Annotated in this window: 17 protein-coding genes; all 17 read right to left on the reverse strand. The window is 45.0% G+C overall.

The genetic code is table 11. From position 1 onward, the window contains the following. Window positions 1-15 precede the first annotated feature (15 nt). A complete protein-coding gene (locus tag EHS89_RS17590) occupies window positions 16-648 on the reverse strand; it encodes a pilus assembly PilX family protein (protein ID WP_124927490.1) in 633 nt (210 codons plus the stop codon). Further along, window positions 645-1,676: a PilW family protein gene (locus EHS89_RS17595; protein WP_124927491.1), complete on the reverse strand. Its 1,032-nt coding sequence runs from the start codon at window positions 1,674-1,676 to the stop codon at window positions 645-647. Before EHS89_RS17595 ends, EHS89_RS17590 begins: the two co-directional genes overlap by 4 nt. Before the next feature lie 9 nt (window positions 1,677-1,685). Then, window positions 1,686-2,162 (reverse strand): type IV pilus modification protein PilV, encoded by a 477-nt coding sequence (pilV, locus tag EHS89_RS17600; RefSeq protein WP_124927492.1) that lies wholly within the window; start codon window positions 2,160-2,162, stop codon window positions 1,686-1,688. After that, complete coding sequence (locus tag EHS89_RS17605) at window positions 2,143-2,607, reverse strand: GspH/FimT family pseudopilin (protein WP_170167542.1); 465 nt, start codon at window positions 2,605-2,607, stop codon at window positions 2,143-2,145. Before EHS89_RS17605 ends, pilV (EHS89_RS17600) begins: the two co-directional genes overlap by 20 nt. A 371-nt stretch (window positions 2,608-2,978) precedes the next feature. Further along, window positions 2,979-4,973, reverse strand: a complete 1,995-nt coding sequence (locus tag EHS89_RS17610; RefSeq protein WP_124927494.1) for a type IV pilus modification PilV family protein — start codon at window positions 4,971-4,973, stop codon at window positions 2,979-2,981. A gap of 112 nt (window positions 4,974-5,085) precedes the next feature. After that, window positions 5,086-6,219 (reverse strand): pilus assembly PilX family protein, encoded by a 1,134-nt coding sequence (locus EHS89_RS17615; protein WP_124927495.1) that lies wholly within the window; start codon window positions 6,217-6,219, stop codon window positions 5,086-5,088. Between the two features lie 5 nt (window positions 6,220-6,224). Beyond that, the gene (locus EHS89_RS17620) at window positions 6,225-7,058 is read right to left on the reverse strand and encodes a PilW family protein (RefSeq protein ID WP_124927496.1); all 834 of its coding nucleotides are present in this window, start codon (window positions 7,056-7,058) and stop codon (window positions 6,225-6,227) included. Between the two features lie 9 nt (window positions 7,059-7,067). Further along, on the reverse strand, window positions 7,068-7,607 hold the full coding sequence (locus EHS89_RS17625; RefSeq protein ID WP_170167543.1) for a GspH/FimT family pseudopilin: 540 nt from the start codon (window positions 7,605-7,607) through the stop codon (window positions 7,068-7,070). Then, window positions 7,585-7,986, reverse strand: coding sequence for a type IV pilin protein (locus tag EHS89_RS17630; protein ID WP_229753787.1), 402 nt, complete (start codon window positions 7,984-7,986; stop codon window positions 7,585-7,587). The genes EHS89_RS17625 and EHS89_RS17630 overlap by 23 nt, the downstream gene beginning before the upstream one ends. Before the next feature lie 275 nt (window positions 7,987-8,261). Then, entirely contained in the window at window positions 8,262-8,771 is a 510-nt protein-coding gene (locus EHS89_RS17635; RefSeq protein WP_124927498.1) for a GspH/FimT family pseudopilin, read from the reverse strand. 29 nt (window positions 8,772-8,800) lie between these two features. After that, the gene (locus tag EHS89_RS17640; RefSeq protein ID WP_124927499.1) at window positions 8,801-9,241 is read right to left on the reverse strand and encodes a type IV pilin protein; all 441 of its coding nucleotides are present in this window, start codon (window positions 9,239-9,241) and stop codon (window positions 8,801-8,803) included. Between the two features lie 6 nt (window positions 9,242-9,247). Then, the gene (locus EHS89_RS17645) at window positions 9,248-11,977 is read right to left on the reverse strand and encodes a PilC/PilY family type IV pilus protein (RefSeq protein ID WP_124927500.1); all 2,730 of its coding nucleotides are present in this window, start codon (window positions 11,975-11,977) and stop codon (window positions 9,248-9,250) included. 18 nt (window positions 11,978-11,995) lie between these two features. Next, the gene (locus EHS89_RS17650) at window positions 11,996-12,538 is read right to left on the reverse strand and encodes a pilus assembly PilX family protein (RefSeq protein WP_124927501.1); all 543 of its coding nucleotides are present in this window, start codon (window positions 12,536-12,538) and stop codon (window positions 11,996-11,998) included. Further along, window positions 12,535-13,239: a PilW family protein gene (locus EHS89_RS17655; protein ID WP_124927502.1), complete on the reverse strand. Its 705-nt coding sequence runs from the start codon at window positions 13,237-13,239 to the stop codon at window positions 12,535-12,537. Before EHS89_RS17655 ends, EHS89_RS17650 begins: the two co-directional genes overlap by 4 nt. After that, the gene (pilV, locus tag EHS89_RS17660; protein WP_124927503.1) at window positions 13,236-13,727 is read right to left on the reverse strand and encodes a type IV pilus modification protein PilV; all 492 of its coding nucleotides are present in this window, start codon (window positions 13,725-13,727) and stop codon (window positions 13,236-13,238) included. Before pilV (EHS89_RS17660) ends, EHS89_RS17655 begins: the two co-directional genes overlap by 4 nt. 95 nt (window positions 13,728-13,822) lie before the next feature. Continuing rightward, window positions 13,823-14,254, reverse strand: coding sequence for an FKBP-type peptidyl-prolyl cis-trans isomerase (locus tag EHS89_RS17665; RefSeq protein WP_124927504.1), 432 nt, complete (start codon window positions 14,252-14,254; stop codon window positions 13,823-13,825). After that, on the reverse strand, window positions 14,254-14,760 hold the full coding sequence (gene lspA, locus EHS89_RS17670; protein ID WP_124927505.1) for a signal peptidase II: 507 nt from the start codon (window positions 14,758-14,760) through the stop codon (window positions 14,254-14,256). The genes EHS89_RS17665 and lspA overlap by 1 nt, the downstream gene beginning before the upstream one ends. Window positions 14,761-14,793: the final 33 nt, after the last annotated feature.

Raw genomic sequence — 14,793 nt, forward strand, 5'->3', positions numbered from 1 at the left:
ACTCTCCTGTCCTGTTTAGTTAACATAGCGATAATCCGTTGAAGTTGTTGCTGCTGCATTGGCAGCTGAACGCCCCTGACTCATAAGCATAAAGAAGTTATAAGTACCGCCACCAGCAGCCCCTTTTCCATCACCTTCATAGCCTGATAGTTGCGCTGTATTAGCACCTTCTGCAGCCCGGGTATCAGTTTTAATCACCATAATATTGGCAACCGCATCGACACCATCATTGGTATCACCATCAGCATTTCCGTCCAGAGCATACTGCAAGTCAGTGGTCAGAGTCGTCAGGTCTCCATAGATACCTGTTCTCAGATCTGCTGTTGATTCTTCATTACCCATGAACAACTCTCGGTTTGTATCTTCGACAGTAACACCCGCCGGAATAGTAAAACCAAAACCACTCCAGCCACGGTTTTTAATATATTGAAACAGCAATTCAGAGCCTGCAGTTTGGCGAGCAGTCTCAGCATTCTCAAAAGCGTCAACATGAAATGCAGTATTACTACTGATCTTATAATCCACAGTACTCAGATTCATTGAAGCTACTCCAACCAGAGTTATTACCAGCAAAAACAATAAGCCGGTCACAAGAATGTAACCAGTTTGAGCTCCTGAAAAACGCACGAAACGATTCTTGCTACTCATTTTCGGCTCCGGTTTCGTATTTGAATAACCCGACTGTACTGCTTACGATGGAACGTTTGTTGAGCTGAAGCGATAGTGGTACTGGCAGCACCACTCACCATATATCCATCATGGATATAGCTTCGGGTATCAGAAAAATTAGCATCTTCATCAGGTGTCCTGGCTAATATTGAAAAACGCACTGTCTGAACTTCGGTCCAGTCGGGAACGCTGGCTGCTGTATCAAATCGATCAACATCGCCATTACCATCAGAATCGCTGCCATATTGAAACTGAAGCGTTTCTATATTTTCGACTAACGGTTCTAAATTTAACTGTGTCGCATTTTGTGATGTCTTATGGATAGTCTGTCTGATCAGGGTAGGAATGCCATCATCACAAGCCCCCCCAATATTACTGCAAGGACTAACAAAGTAAGTTTCGATTACAAAGGGATAAATAACCCAGCCATCGGTTATCGGGTATGTGGCTGATACATCACTATCCCCCTTAAACATCGTCGCACCACTTCCTGTTCTGGAACGAATATACAATCGATTTAAATCATCACCTCCAGAATGATCATCCGCCATTCCGCTGGTTCCTGCATATTTAAGCGTTAACAAATCAGTACCCGGTTGATATTGTGCAACACTAATACAGCCGTTAGGAAAGTCTGGCACCAAGGCTATAGTGTTCGCTCCTTCATAACCACGTACACTATCACTCAAATCAGTAATCCAGGCACCATCACAACTACCCGTAGATGATACAAGCCCAGAGGCCATATCGACTTCACTACGCTCTACACCACCCCAGTGATCTGCCATAGTTATGCTCTGGGCCAGAAAATCAGTAGCAAAACGGCCGTTCTCCTGCATTGCCCCGATATTCGAAACCATCCGATTAGCCGTCTGACTAGAAACAACTACGCCGATGAGGCCCGCCATTAAAAACAATCCCATAGCCATAGAGACCATAAGCTCAATCATTGACAAGCCCAACTGACTACTGGCTTTTCTCTTGGAACTGCGTATCAAAGGCTTCATCTCAGCTCCTTACGGTTCAATACGAATGGCATAGAATTTAGCGACAGTATCACCGGCAGTATCCTGGTTCTTCTCGTTCCATCTAACAGTAATATTAAACGCATCACCGGTTCTGGCGATTGCCGCAGCACCATTGGATAAATTTTGAACAGCTATCTGCCAGTCATTCAGGTCCTTTGCAGCGATTTCTGCTGAGGTGCAGCCAGTACTACAATCTTTATCGGCAGCATTTCCAATACTATCGTAGGTCGATGCGGCAAGAGCATGGCGTCGATTCGCTCTGATTCTTTCGGCCATATCTTCAGCGAGAAACACTGCATCTGACAGTTGGCCAGAGCCACTAAGGCCCTGCATACTGCTATTTTGCATCAGAGCGAGTCCTAACAAACTGACTGAAAAAACTACCAGAGCTATTAATACCTCCAACATACTAAAGCCATATGCAGCTTTTCGGGAATAAGTTGATTTATGGGCAAACAAAGACATCGGTCGAAACCCTCCCCGTTAGGCTAATAGAAACCTGCCGCCCCTCTTCTCCAGTTCTGGAGTCACAGAACTGCAAAGTGCCTGCTGCAGTTGTTATCATTCCCCGAGAGGTATAACGAACATTGGCAAGCCCAGTAGTAATAGCAACATCAGATTGTTTATTGAACGTCATCACATTAACGCCACCCGAAACAGTTTCATCCACCGTCCAACCATTATTCCAATTGCCAGATATTGGCTGAAGAACAATTGATTGCCCAGTTTTAAGCGCTTCGCTTCGTGAGGCATGAATCGCGGCAACAAAGTGATTCACATCTGCAGTGATACGATTATTTCGAATCATCTCTTGAAAGCCGGGTGCCACAACTCCTGCTAGAATGCCCGCAACAGCAACGACCACCATCAGCTCAATCAGAGTAAAGCCCTGCTGAAATCTTTTGCGCAAAAAGTTCACCTATGCCATATCGTCCATTAGCGACAAATAAATAACAGCACAAATCCTTTTGCACAGACTACTGACTAATTTTTAAACAGTTTATTATTTTAAACAGCGTATTCCGGGTTACTAGCACAGGTGTACCCAAAACAGTTAGTGAAGTTAAAACAATTGTACGAAGTTGGCTAAGACTAAACCATAATGACGCGCACTTGAACTAATATCAGGTTTATCTTAGATGGGATGTTTAGCGGAGTAAGAAGAATGAGTGATTCATAATAAAACACCCACACTTCCGACAGTAATAATTAACTCAATCAGTGTAAAACTATTTTACTTTATATAACGCTCATACTAATGGGGCCTTATTAACTAATTATTTACCTAATCTCAATATCCTGACCAGTCAGATCTGAAGTCACACCTGAGCCGCTATAATCCGGGTAGGTGTTAGTGATTCGGAAACCTGACGGAAGATTAATCAGTGTAATCTGGCCATTAAAGCCGTCACTGACCACACAGCTATATTCAGCAGTATTCTCACCGTCCCGAGCTGAGGACAGAGTACCCAGAGAGCCTGGGCATTCGATGACATCTCCCCCCGACTCAGCCTGCACCGATGTTGAGCTCAGATCTGCACTGTTATTCTGATCCAGGTTTCTTACCACTCCGGTAATAGTAAACTGGGAGCTGCTGCATGATTCTTCGTTGCTCACTTCAAAATCAAACACGTCGGAGCTTCCCCCAGACAGTTCCACGAGGTTATAGCTGCTTACGGTACAGATTTGTAAATTCTCAGACGAACTGGTTAGCGCAATATTACCGCTCCATGTACCGGCCATATAGATACTACAGTCCCAGTCGGCTGTCGCCGCACCTGTATCATAATTATCAATCAAACAGTCTTCACCCTGGGATGTGGTCATAGCAAGGCTGTTCAACAGTGTTTCAGACAGATTGTCGCCTTGTAAACTGATAGTCCCTGTTAACGTATATCCGGTAGCGGCAACCGCTTCTCCAAGAGACGTTGGTAATATATCCGGACAATTGGTCTCGTCCTGAGCATCCACAATACAGACAAAATCACCGTTATTACTATAAAACTCATCCTTTGCCGGATCAGTGTTTCCTGTTAAGGAGCTCTCATGGGCAGAGCCTTCCAACGGTTCCAGACAATCACTGTCGGATACTGTTCCTGTAATGCTCGTCAGCAGGAAGTCGTGGGTACCATTATCATCGGAATCACCTGTGGTATCGCCGTACAGGGCTGCAGCCACCATACCGGCAGAAAGGTAGAGTCGATTGCCATCTGCATCCACCGCAGGTGTTGAATCAAGATTGACCTGTTTGGTATATCCGCGATAGGTTCTGGTAGCCATTAATTGCGGATGCCGGCTAGCGTCCGTACCATCATCAACCGCCACCGGGTCGCCGCCACAGATCCGGTCATTTGTATTAGGGTTATCGTCGCGAATAACACCAATGTTGCCATACCAGCCGGTACCGAAATAGCAGGTATAACTGAAGTAATCATACAGGTGAGTTACAGTGCCCGTGGCGCCGGAAGTAGTATTAGTGAGCGTATCAGCATCAACATCGAAATAGACCGATGTCATTGCTGTCGGAAAACCATCCGTATCAGTCAACGTTTTACGACATACCCCGGTATCGGAAGGTACAATCAGTATATCGGCTTCATCAACACTAAAACCGGAATCGATATAGACCCGGCCCACAACCCGGGTAAATGAATCACTGTTCTTTAGTAAAACCTTATCATCTTCTGAACTGGTCAGAATATACTCATCGCCATCATGATAGATCTTAGTCCCGATAGGCGTGTCGCTATCAGAAACTTCATTGTCCCCTTCATCGTCATTCTCATCGTACGTCTCTATGCCATCGCCATAGGTAGCCGAACCATCCGGTGGATCAATCAGCCCTCCACCTTCAAGACTACCGGCGACCAATCCACCAAGAGCATCGCTGTCCGACACCGCGATCAGACTGTTAAGACTGACTGACTGATCTCCTTGTTTATCCGTCCAGCTCACCGCAACTGAAATAGCTGCATGATCAGGGTCAGTGACAAATGCGATCGTAGAAACCAGATTGTAGCTGGCATTCACACCGGGGATAGTCCGCCCAGTTTCTTCGGTTATTGTGGTCAATCCATCGCTTTCAGCATCTTCTCGCAGAATTTCCAGCTCTTGCTGCGCCAACTGTAAAGCTTCGGTTTTTGCTTTAACCTGTCCGGAATCGGAAAACAGGCCATTACCAAACATTGCCAGGGCAACCAGTCCAAACCCCATAATAAAGAGCCCTATGACCACCTCGATAAGGGCAATACCGGTCTGGTGTCTAAGCAGTTTCATATTTTCACCCCATTATTCTGTTGTTACCCTCAGATAGCCGTTAGCACTCACGTAAAGTCATTACTGGCGCCAGCTCAGATCAATAATTCAGGCTTCGCCAATAATATCTGAGTCAGTTCCATACAAAGCTGGGAAAATCAGTCCAGGTTCCGGGTAACCCGACCCCCTTCCCCGCAGTATTAAGATTCCCCAACAGGCTACTGTCATAAAAAACATCCAGACTACCGGTACCGTTTACATCCCCGCGCACCACCGCAGCACCATTAATATCCAGACTACCTGTTCCGGTCCAGTTTCCGGTCACAAACAGAATGCCATTGATGGTAACGTTACCCGCACCGAACATATTGCCATCTACTATCAGCACTACCGGCTCATCTGCGGTACCAATTTCAGGACTGCCGGTAAAACTTGCATCACCATCAACCCAGATGACTGTGGCTTTCTCACCATCCAGAGTTGATAAGCTGGTTTCAACGGGATCAATTACGATACCCGCCGCTGACGATCGGTAGTTGCTTTCACTCAGCCCGAAAAAGTTCTGAAAGTAGTCAGTATCTGACAACGTGGACAAGCTGGTATCGTTATCGACTATATCGATGCCTTTATTACTGGCGTTACTCGCCTCGATACCACCACCTGAACTCGGATGCTTAATAATCGTGTTCGCCGCCATCGCGGTGAAATCAACCTGCTCGCCACTCCAGATAGTTGTATTTGATTCCAGGTTGGTAATAGTCCCGCTGCCCTGAAGATCGATAAATCCCCTCGCAGTCAGCGGATTAGACGGCGGCAATGCTAGCGCAGGAGAACCCGATGCTATGATAGAAAGAGACTTAACCGCGGACTGATCATCACTGCGCCCCTGAGCCTCGATGGTTAAAACTTTGAGATCACCCATCTCCACATCATCATTAAACCGAACCCGAAAAGAGGGGCCTGCAGCACTCGCAACATCGGTCCAGCTACTGAAGCCACCCGGAAGATCATAATAATCCCCTGAGCTGTTCGTCGTACCACCAGCACCATTGTTCGCCTGAAAATAGCCAAGCCCGTAACTCAAGCCTGCCGAAGCGGCCTCAAAGGCTTGCTTAGCCCGCAGTTCGTTCGCGATAATCCGCTGCTCGGTAACTACCGTCTGTGCCGAAACCAGTACGATCAGGGTAACGGACATCAACATAACGATTGATACCATCAGGGTTGCCATACCCCGCTGTCTAGCTGCTGATTTCAGATACTTGTTCATTATCACTATTCCCTTATCAGGCTATTGCCCAACTTAACCGAGGTCGTCAGGGTCTTACGCACCGAACTGTCATTGGACAGCTCCGCCGTTAACTGAATTTCCACCTGCATAGTTTCGACGAACAAATCGGTACCATCGGACGCAGTTATTGTATTCACGGCCCCACTAACCAGGTCAAAACTCAAACCGGTTACATTAATCACATCTATATCGGAAAGCGCGGCCCAGCTTCCGGTGTCACAAGTAAAGGCTGATTCACCATTTACCGGCCCTGTTCGCATCTGTACTTCACCGTTTTGCAGGCGATAACCAAACATCTCCATATTGTCGTAATCATAAATAGCCGCATCATTGAATGGCGCTGTTGCAAAGCCACAACTGGCACAATAACCGATACGGGCATCATCAGAGGCACCGTCAACAATCGCTTCCACATCGCCCTTGTTGCCATCTAAGTTGTAACTGTACAGAGCACAACTATCGGTCAAACCACTCGCCGCCGAACTCACCGTTTCGCCTATGCTGATACCGGGAATACCTACGACGTTATCAACGTTTTCAGTAAATGGATTCCGATCGCCGTTACCCCAGTCAGCTTCAAACCCCTCTGCACCCCAGTAGCCCGCACGGCGGATATCATTACTCATCCAGTGCAGCATACTGTTCAGATCATTTTCCAGACGCGCCTGACTAAGCAGCTCCCGACTACCAACCAACGTAGAGACAAAAACCTGCAGAACCCCTGCGGTAATAATCAAACCGACGGTCATCGCGATCATCAGCTCAATCAGGCTTAATCCCGTCTGCTGCCTATTCTTGTTAAAATTATCAGCATTCATTTTTATCACCTAGCATCCCGGATATTGATCCAAATCATCAGAGCAGATTTCAATCCGCCCCAGCACCGTCATACTGACCTTCGCATCGTCGCCGGTCACAGAAGTTAGCGTAACCTCCCCGGCATCACTTACGTTGCCACGCGGATATAAGAACGACGTTTCCTCACTGGTAAAAGAGGTGGTAATTGATATATCGGGAAAATCAGACGCTTGCAGCATTGCCTGAGGCATACCTGTTAAAGTGCATTGCGCTCCTGTCACACAATTACAGAGCGCATCCTCACTGATCGCCATGCACCATGATCCGCCTTCTGCAAAATCAATGCTTATGGTCTGATTCCTTGCCAGGGATACACTTCGGGCCAGCTGCATCTGGGTGTATATCGCTTCAGTAGCAGATACCAGACGAGCCCCCTTCCAGTAGGACGACATATTAGGCACAGCTATAGCTAGCAACACTGCAACAATTGCAAGCGTTACCAGCAGTTCGATCAGGGTGAACCCACGCTGCGGCTTAAGCATCGAATCAGCGATTCCAACAATCTGCATCGGCATACCCCGCTGTATGATTAGCCCCGCCTTGATCCACAGCGAAGGTTCCGCAGCCATCCCCAATCTGATTACCTGCGGGTGTTGCTGTAACAATAAAACTATTTGCCGCTGAGCTGGCCACGGCGATAGAATAAAAACTGTCCGGTGAGGTTGTTGATACGCCTAACGAAGCTGCAGTAGATGCATAAGTAATATTGTTGGCCCGGAATTTCTCCTGCTCCAGTTGAGCTGTAAGCAGAGTAGACATAGCATCTGTGCGTCGGGCCTCTCTGACAAATTCCAGATAAGAAGGGTACGCAATAGCAGCCATAACCCCCACAACCGCTACCACGATCATCAATTCAATCAGTGTAAAACCATCAGATCTTTTAACCACTGGAACCTCCTCCTACTTTCCTTGTCGTTAACTGACAAAAAACGTATAGCAAATTCCTTTTTAATGTTTGATTAAAATTTAGACAGTAAAAAACCGGTCTCCCAGTCAGGAGTACCCAAAATAGTTATCTGAGGTGAAACGAGCGTATGAATAGGCTTATGAGTAAACTACATTAGAAATGTAGTAAAATAGCTTAGTTTGAGACCAGACTAAAAAAATAGCCATTCTGCCTCAATAACTTATGTCCATTAATTTGGAAAAGTGCAGTTAAGTTATTATTTCTTTATTGTTGCGCGACCAATGGATGAGATGGTCAATTTAAATGGGTTAGATCCATCGGCCTTTTTGAGGGTAAAACTACCCGCTCCTGTACCGCCCTCAGAATTAATTGTCATCAAATAAGTATTTTTCTTCCAATCCAGAGTGATATTCTCTGGAAAAAGAACAAACTTCAATTTTTCATCTCCAGACTGAAACTTACTGCCTCCTGCTTTATTTATATAAATCAGAACGCCTTCTGACCAGTTGTTTGTACATTGAGTTGGTTTAATACGCTTAATCGGGCAGATACTAACCCCCTTCCCCCTATGAACAGCTTCCTGCCTGGCAAAGGTGTAGGCACTTATCAGTTTAGAAAAAGCTGTTTTTTGCTGGGTATCATGTACAAAGTCACCTAATGCAGGGGCTCCAACGGTTACCAATATTCCCATTACTGCCAGAGTAACCATCAACTCAATTAGAGTAAAACCTTTGCCATGAAGGTAGTCTTTAATACTCTTTTTCATAACTCCCCATCCTTGGGTTTAGTCATATCTCAGTTCCAACAACCAGCCTTAACCGGCCGTTTATCGCCCTGTTGATCAACTGAAATCTGCCCACAATCATCATTCAGTTGACCGTTCAACGGAGTTGCCTCAACAGCAAAGCTTGCAGCACCACCTACGACCAACGCAGGATTAAATGCAAACCGGTATCTGCCTGACATCCCTCCTTCTGAAACACAACCAGCTTCCAATAGATCATCGACTTTATTTCCATCGCTATCTATTAGCAGATATGAAAACGAGGTGCTATAGCGTTGCTCCATCTGTTGAGATACTTCCAGCAAACACATTTGAGCAGTATTACGCCAACTTTCAGTTACATACTGCGTATAAGCTGGATATGCTATCGCAGCAAGCACGCCTACAATTGCAACACTGATCATCAACTCTATCAGGCTGAAACCCCGCTTATTTTCAAAAATACTTTGCATCCATGCTTACCTTAACTGCTGCCAGCTCTTACGGCCTTTAATAATAGTTCCAGGTTTATCGACCATGTACTCCTGCTCAAGAGTTGATGTTATCAAACTCACATCTACATCTTCTTCACTATCATCTTCGTCATCTTTTGGTTGTTCCAATATAGCAACACCAGTATCAATCCCTTTAATCCCACTTAAACCACCGTCAACATTACCTTCACTATCTGGCTCCAGAACATCATCAGTAGCATTGACCCTGCCATCACGGTTTGTATCAAAATATCGGTAATTAATACGACTACCACTTGCTGTATCCAGAATCATTAACCAACCATCTAAGTCATACTTATCCTCATCACAGTAGCCACCATCTCCGACAGGATTATATATTCGCGTCGGAAAAATAACCCTATCCCGCCAAATGATTGACTGAGTCACTACCCGCTCCCCCGTGGCTTCCTTATTGTAGGCAATATCTAAATACCAGCCCTGATGATGAAGCTGCATTGGTTTTTTCGATGAGATTCTTACTTCTCGAATCAGGTCACCATTGGTATAAGTAGTTTCGTCTTCAATGGCTTGCTGCAATAGAGATGTCTTTGCTACTTGCGTTCCGACATCGTAAATCCCGTAAAAACTCTGAATCGACATATCTTCAGGATCATTTTTTTCAAAATCTTTGCCTGTACCAAAGAGAATAAGTCTGTGATTATTTACATCAGTAATTGTGACTGCAGTGGAAATGGGCTGATAGCTACTTTCTATACAATCATTGTCCGCATCTGATTTATAGCAGGCCTGAAAAAGTTTAATAACTCCATGGCCATTCCATTCATCAGGATCACTAGAACTAACATCTATTCGCCACAAGTTTCCTTTAAGGTCTCCACCATAGATAAAATCCGCTTTTCCATCACTCTCACTATCATAGGACGTCAGTGTCGATAGCCCCGCCTGGCCATTTTTAATTGGGATCTTCTTTGCCTCAGCGGTAGCTATATCGACAAGGTATACAAAATCATGCCCCTTGCCTGTAGTCGGACCATCTTCCGCAGACAGATAACCACTACCGAATGCCGCATACCATCTACCATCATTTAACTGAACTATCTTTGGTTGACTAAATGTATGACCGAGATCTGAATCCTCAAACTCCCAGAGAAAAATATCTGATGCATTTTTTTTACTAAATAAAGCGGGCTTCGTAATATCTAAAGCATAAACGGACCTGCCGCCAGAATTTAACCCACCTACCAATATTTTTCTGGGCTTATCATTGATGAGAACCTCTTTAATAACGGGTGTAGCATCAACATAAAACTGATGTTCGTACTTATAATCAGTTAGCAAAGGCAATTTAGATAACAAGGAACCTGGAACATACGCTAGCTTTTCAACACCATACCTGGCATCAAACCCATGCAGCATGCCATCATTAGATCCGATATAGACCATTCCGTCGTTTTCATCCGACACAAAGACCGCAGTGGAATGGATAATATCCCCTAACTTATGCTTGCCCCACGCTCTGAAAGCGGTGCCGCTTAGCTCTTCTCCACGGATAAACCTAACGACGTTTTTACTGTTGATTGCTCCTTTTACCTTGTCATACTCAAACGGCACGGCGGAGGCTTTACTCATATTGGTAATTATCACTCTCTCTTCGGGAGAGGGTAATTTCAGACTTGCTTGCCAACTTGCTGTTTGATTTATCTGACCGTATGTTGGACTGCTTTCATCACCATCAATATTGTAAGCTGCTAATTCACCGGTCCAGGCACCTTCTTTATAACTACTACTGAATAGCTGCAATCCTTGCCGCAGCTCTCCTGCTGACAGAGAAACAGGGCTAGTTCCTATAACATCACGCGAAAGTATATCTGTCAGAATATCTCTAAAGCCTGAGGTTAACTGTTCGCTGGTAACTGATTTAAACGAAATGCCATCACCGTTTTCTGCAGCTTTGTCCATCATGCTTATAGCAGCATGACTAAAATTACCAAAGGAAATAGTATAAGTACTCAACGACTGCTGATCTTTATAATCATCACTCAAATCTATCTGGGCACCGAATAGTGCTAAATCATCCAGGTAAAAAGAACTATAGTTGTTGACGACACCGGCCTCATCATTGTCCTTTTTATCCCAGTTAGGAATATTACTTCCAGCGAGCGCGTCAATACTGCTATTTATCGCTTTCCCTTCAAACATATCCTCTCTAGGAGCACCATCTGAGAGTACGACCACATAGTTCTTCTGACACTGATGAGTTATCGGGCTAGAGTATTGAGTACCAAGAGCAAAAAAACCATTCATGCCTCTGAAATAACGTGTTATTTCATAATAGGTTTCTGCAAGAGGTGTATTCCCTCCTGCCGACATCTTATTCAATACGCCTTCAAGGGCTTTTTTCGTAGAGCCGCAGCTTGCCTCAATACTGCCGCCATTATCACCCTGAAAACGAGACAACCCCAGTCGACTTTGAGACATAATCACCGGGTCATTGAGTAGCGCTTGCACCGCAGTTTTAGCTGCTTCAAATTTCGAAGTCCGATCGGTATCTGAAACTTGTCTATTCATACTTCCAGACGTATCCAGCAGTAGCATTACATTAGGCTTTTCTCCCACCAGCCCCTTCGTAGTCGGAGGATAATTATTCAGATCCCAGCCATCTGATAATACTGGTACGCTAAACATTATCAGCAACACAGATGAGCAAGTTATAATATTTCTTTTAGCAAACATGCACACTCCCTGTGCTTTCTATTTAACTACCACCGACCTCAGAATTACTTCAGTATTTCCCGATGCCCCACTGCTATATGCCAGAATTAAATACTCAGAAGGTGATAACAGCTCAACGGTCACCTTAACCTGCTGATCCAATAGATCATTACCTGCTAATTCACTAAAATCTGTTGCATCGTAGGCATGTGCTAACCAGTTAACAAACTGAGTACTATCTAAAATATCTTGTTCAGTAAGAGGCTTTTTACCTTTCTCTGCATTAGCGATGCCATCATATGCAGATAGAACTGCCGGTCTTTTTTTTGTATAAACTGCCGTCGCTGCGCTGTTGTTAAGAATCCAGTTTTCAACAACAATTAGAGCGTCTTCCGCGGCATGAAAAGCAATACTTTTATCCTGCATATTGCCAGCCATTCGCTCCTGCAACGTAATATTCTGAAGCGCTGATGCCGCAGTAATACCCATTGCCAAAACAATAACCAGCGCAATCATTAAAACTGTTCCCCGCTGCTCAGGCGATTGAGATGCTAGCGCAGTTATCTTGTTTACCCCGCTCATAACACCTTATTCCGTAGCACAACAGTTGTCGTAAAAATCCGGTACAACGCACGATCATTGATAACAAAAGGATCTGGAAGCGTTTGTTTCTTCTTCAGTACCTGCTCCGTGCTAGAGACTAAAAAGCTAACTCTTACCGCTACAACCCTGGTCCAGTCTTTAACATCGCTTACCAATTCAAAGCTATCGACAATCTGATCACTATTGCCATCAACGCCATATTCAAGGGCTATCTGGCGGACACCGGATACTATCGCCTGAGGCTTGTTTTTATGAAACTCTGGGTCATAACGATACAAAGAGTCGCCAACACCAAGGTTCGCGATATAATAAGCAATATCACCACCTTCATCATGAACAGGGATATAAAGCACAGGACTTGAAATCTTGTCTTTTTTAGCCAGCAATACATCTTTTGCATTACTATCAGCATACGCAGCATCAGCATTAACAAACCCAACAACTGCAATTTCATCAGCTGTAGTACCCAGGCCCGCATTTCGCAGATCATAGGCTGCTTGATTCAGGACAAACCGACCAATTTCCTGTACTTCAGACATCGCTTCCTGCATCCGATAATTCATGCTATTAGCCACATATGCTGTCAACAGGGCACTGATCATCATCAATCCTATAACGGTAGATATCATTAACTCTATCAGAGTAAAACCAGACTGATCTGCTCGACTAGCGAAACTCATAGAAGGATCCTTAACAGATAGCTCTCACTGCAACTATTGTTACGATCTTTAGTCCAGCAGATAGTAATAGACGCCTGACGATTAACGGCATCGACAGATATAGCACCATCCCCTTCTGGCAACAGCGTTGATACCGAGTTAATCCAACCAGAGAGGTCCTGACTTGCAATAGAAGAGCCTGCAACAGGGTCTGCTTTTAAATTTAGCGTATAGCTGCCATCAATGACTGCCTGTGTGTTCAAACGCATACGCTCAGCCATATCATAAGCAAGACTAACTGCCTGAGAGCGACTGTAAGCATGGAGGTTTTGTTGCGCTACCCGAGCCTGAACGCTAAGCGTTCCCAGAACGGAAATTGATACAAGAACAAGTGAAACTAATACTTCTATCAGGGTAAATCCCTGAGAAGAAAGGGAATAGCTGTGGGTTACCCGTCGGTTCAAATACCGACCAGATAATAAGCTTGGAATATATCTTCTTAGACTCATTTCACAACATCCTTGTTGTTGAAGCGAGTAGAGTCTAGTTATAAAAACAGAATCTGGCCAGATTCTGTTATAAAATCAGCTGGAAAGTTAGACCATCAATTAACATCAATAATTTTTACTTCAAACTTAAGATTTTTACCCGCCAATGGGTGATTAAAATCTACCATCACTTTGCTGTCATTAAATTCAGCAATAACACCCGGCAGCTCACCGTTACCAGCATCGGCAAAGGAAATAACCAAACCCGGTTCCAGCGCCATATCACCGAACTGTTCCCGGTTAATACGTTGCATATTGTTAGGATTCGGCATCCCAAACCCCTGTTCAGGGGCGATATCATAAATAGCTTCTTCACCGGCTTTCATACCCAGCAATGCTGTTTCAAAGCCAGGTAATAGCTGACCATCACCCACGACAAAGGTTGCTGCAGGGCCTTCAAAGTTGGAATCGACTACCGAACCATCTTCCAGCTTAATCGCGAAGTGAAGCGTAACTTTTGAATCTGCAGCGATCTGTTGTTGCGACATTATGCAGCACCTTTGGTTGAATTCTTATCCGGCTCAGAAAACCAGATCATATCGATAATCAGCATACCTGCGCCAATAGTTATAGCAATATCTGCCAGGTTAAAGGCGGGAAAGTAATACTGATCATAATGTAACGAAATAAAGTCGATCACATAGCCATGCACGATGCGGTCATAGAGGTTACCCAATGCGCCGCCGAGCACAGATGCAAGACCACAGCCCAGCCAACGCTGTTGTCGAGGGGTTCGGGCCAGCCACACGACCAGCACCCCGCTCATAACGATAGCGATAGTAGCAAAGAACCAGCGCTGCCAACCGCCTGCATCAGACAGAAAACTAAACGCAGCGCCTTTGTTATAGAGCAATGTCAGATCAAATATCGCCAGCTGCGGGTGCGCAACACCATAAGGTAGCTGCGCATTAGCCAGATATTTGGTCAGCAGATCAGCCACTACAATCAGAACAACCAGCCACAGCCAGATCAACGCATTACGTTGCTTTGCCATCAAATAGTCCTTATTCAAAAGCGCTTAAACAGG

Origin of the sequence: Amphritea balenae (assembly GCF_003858655.1) — a bacterium.
GTDB classification, from domain to species: Bacteria; Pseudomonadota; Gammaproteobacteria; order Pseudomonadales; family Balneatricaceae; genus Amphritea; species Amphritea balenae.

Bases quoted from the DNA above. Each gene is read 5' to 3' on its own strand.
- EHS89_RS17590 (WP_124927490.1), bottom strand. From the start codon at position 648: ATGAGTAGCAAGAATCGTTTCGTGCGTTTTTCAGGAGCTCAAACTGGT.
- EHS89_RS17595 (WP_124927491.1), bottom strand. From the start codon at position 1,676: ATGAAGCCTTTGATACGCAGTTCCAAGAGAAAAGCCAGTAGTCAGTTG.
- pilV (WP_124927492.1), bottom strand. From the start codon at position 2,162: ATGTCTTTGTTTGCCCATAAATCAACTTATTCCCGAAAAGCTGCATAT.
- EHS89_RS17610 (WP_124927494.1), bottom strand. From the start codon at position 4,973: ATGAAACTGCTTAGACACCAGACCGGTATTGCCCTTATCGAGGTGGTC.
- EHS89_RS17615 (WP_124927495.1), bottom strand. From the start codon at position 6,219: ATGAACAAGTATCTGAAATCAGCAGCTAGACAGCGGGGTATGGCAACC.
- EHS89_RS17620 (WP_124927496.1), bottom strand. From the start codon at position 7,058: ATGAATGCTGATAATTTTAACAAGAATAGGCAGCAGACGGGATTAAGC.
- EHS89_RS17625 (WP_170167543.1), bottom strand. From the start codon at position 7,607: ATGCAGATTGTTGGAATCGCTGATTCGATGCTTAAGCCGCAGCGTGGG.
- EHS89_RS17635 (WP_124927498.1), bottom strand. From the start codon at position 8,771: ATGAAAAAGAGTATTAAAGACTACCTTCATGGCAAAGGTTTTACTCTA.
- EHS89_RS17640 (WP_124927499.1), bottom strand. From the start codon at position 9,241: ATGCAAAGTATTTTTGAAAATAAGCGGGGTTTCAGCCTGATAGAGTTG.
- EHS89_RS17645 (WP_124927500.1), bottom strand. From the start codon at position 11,977: ATGTTTGCTAAAAGAAATATTATAACTTGCTCATCTGTGTTGCTGATA.
- EHS89_RS17650 (WP_124927501.1), bottom strand. From the start codon at position 12,538: ATGAGCGGGGTAAACAAGATAACTGCGCTAGCATCTCAATCGCCTGAG.
- EHS89_RS17655 (WP_124927502.1), bottom strand. From the start codon at position 13,239: ATGAGTTTCGCTAGTCGAGCAGATCAGTCTGGTTTTACTCTGATAGAG.
- pilV (WP_124927503.1), bottom strand. From the start codon at position 13,727: ATGAGTCTAAGAAGATATATTCCAAGCTTATTATCTGGTCGGTATTTG.
- EHS89_RS17665 (WP_124927504.1), bottom strand. From the start codon at position 14,254: ATGTCGCAACAACAGATCGCTGCAGATTCAAAAGTTACGCTTCACTTC.
- lspA (WP_124927505.1), bottom strand. From the start codon at position 14,760: ATGGCAAAGCAACGTAATGCGTTGATCTGGCTGTGGCTGGTTGTTCTG.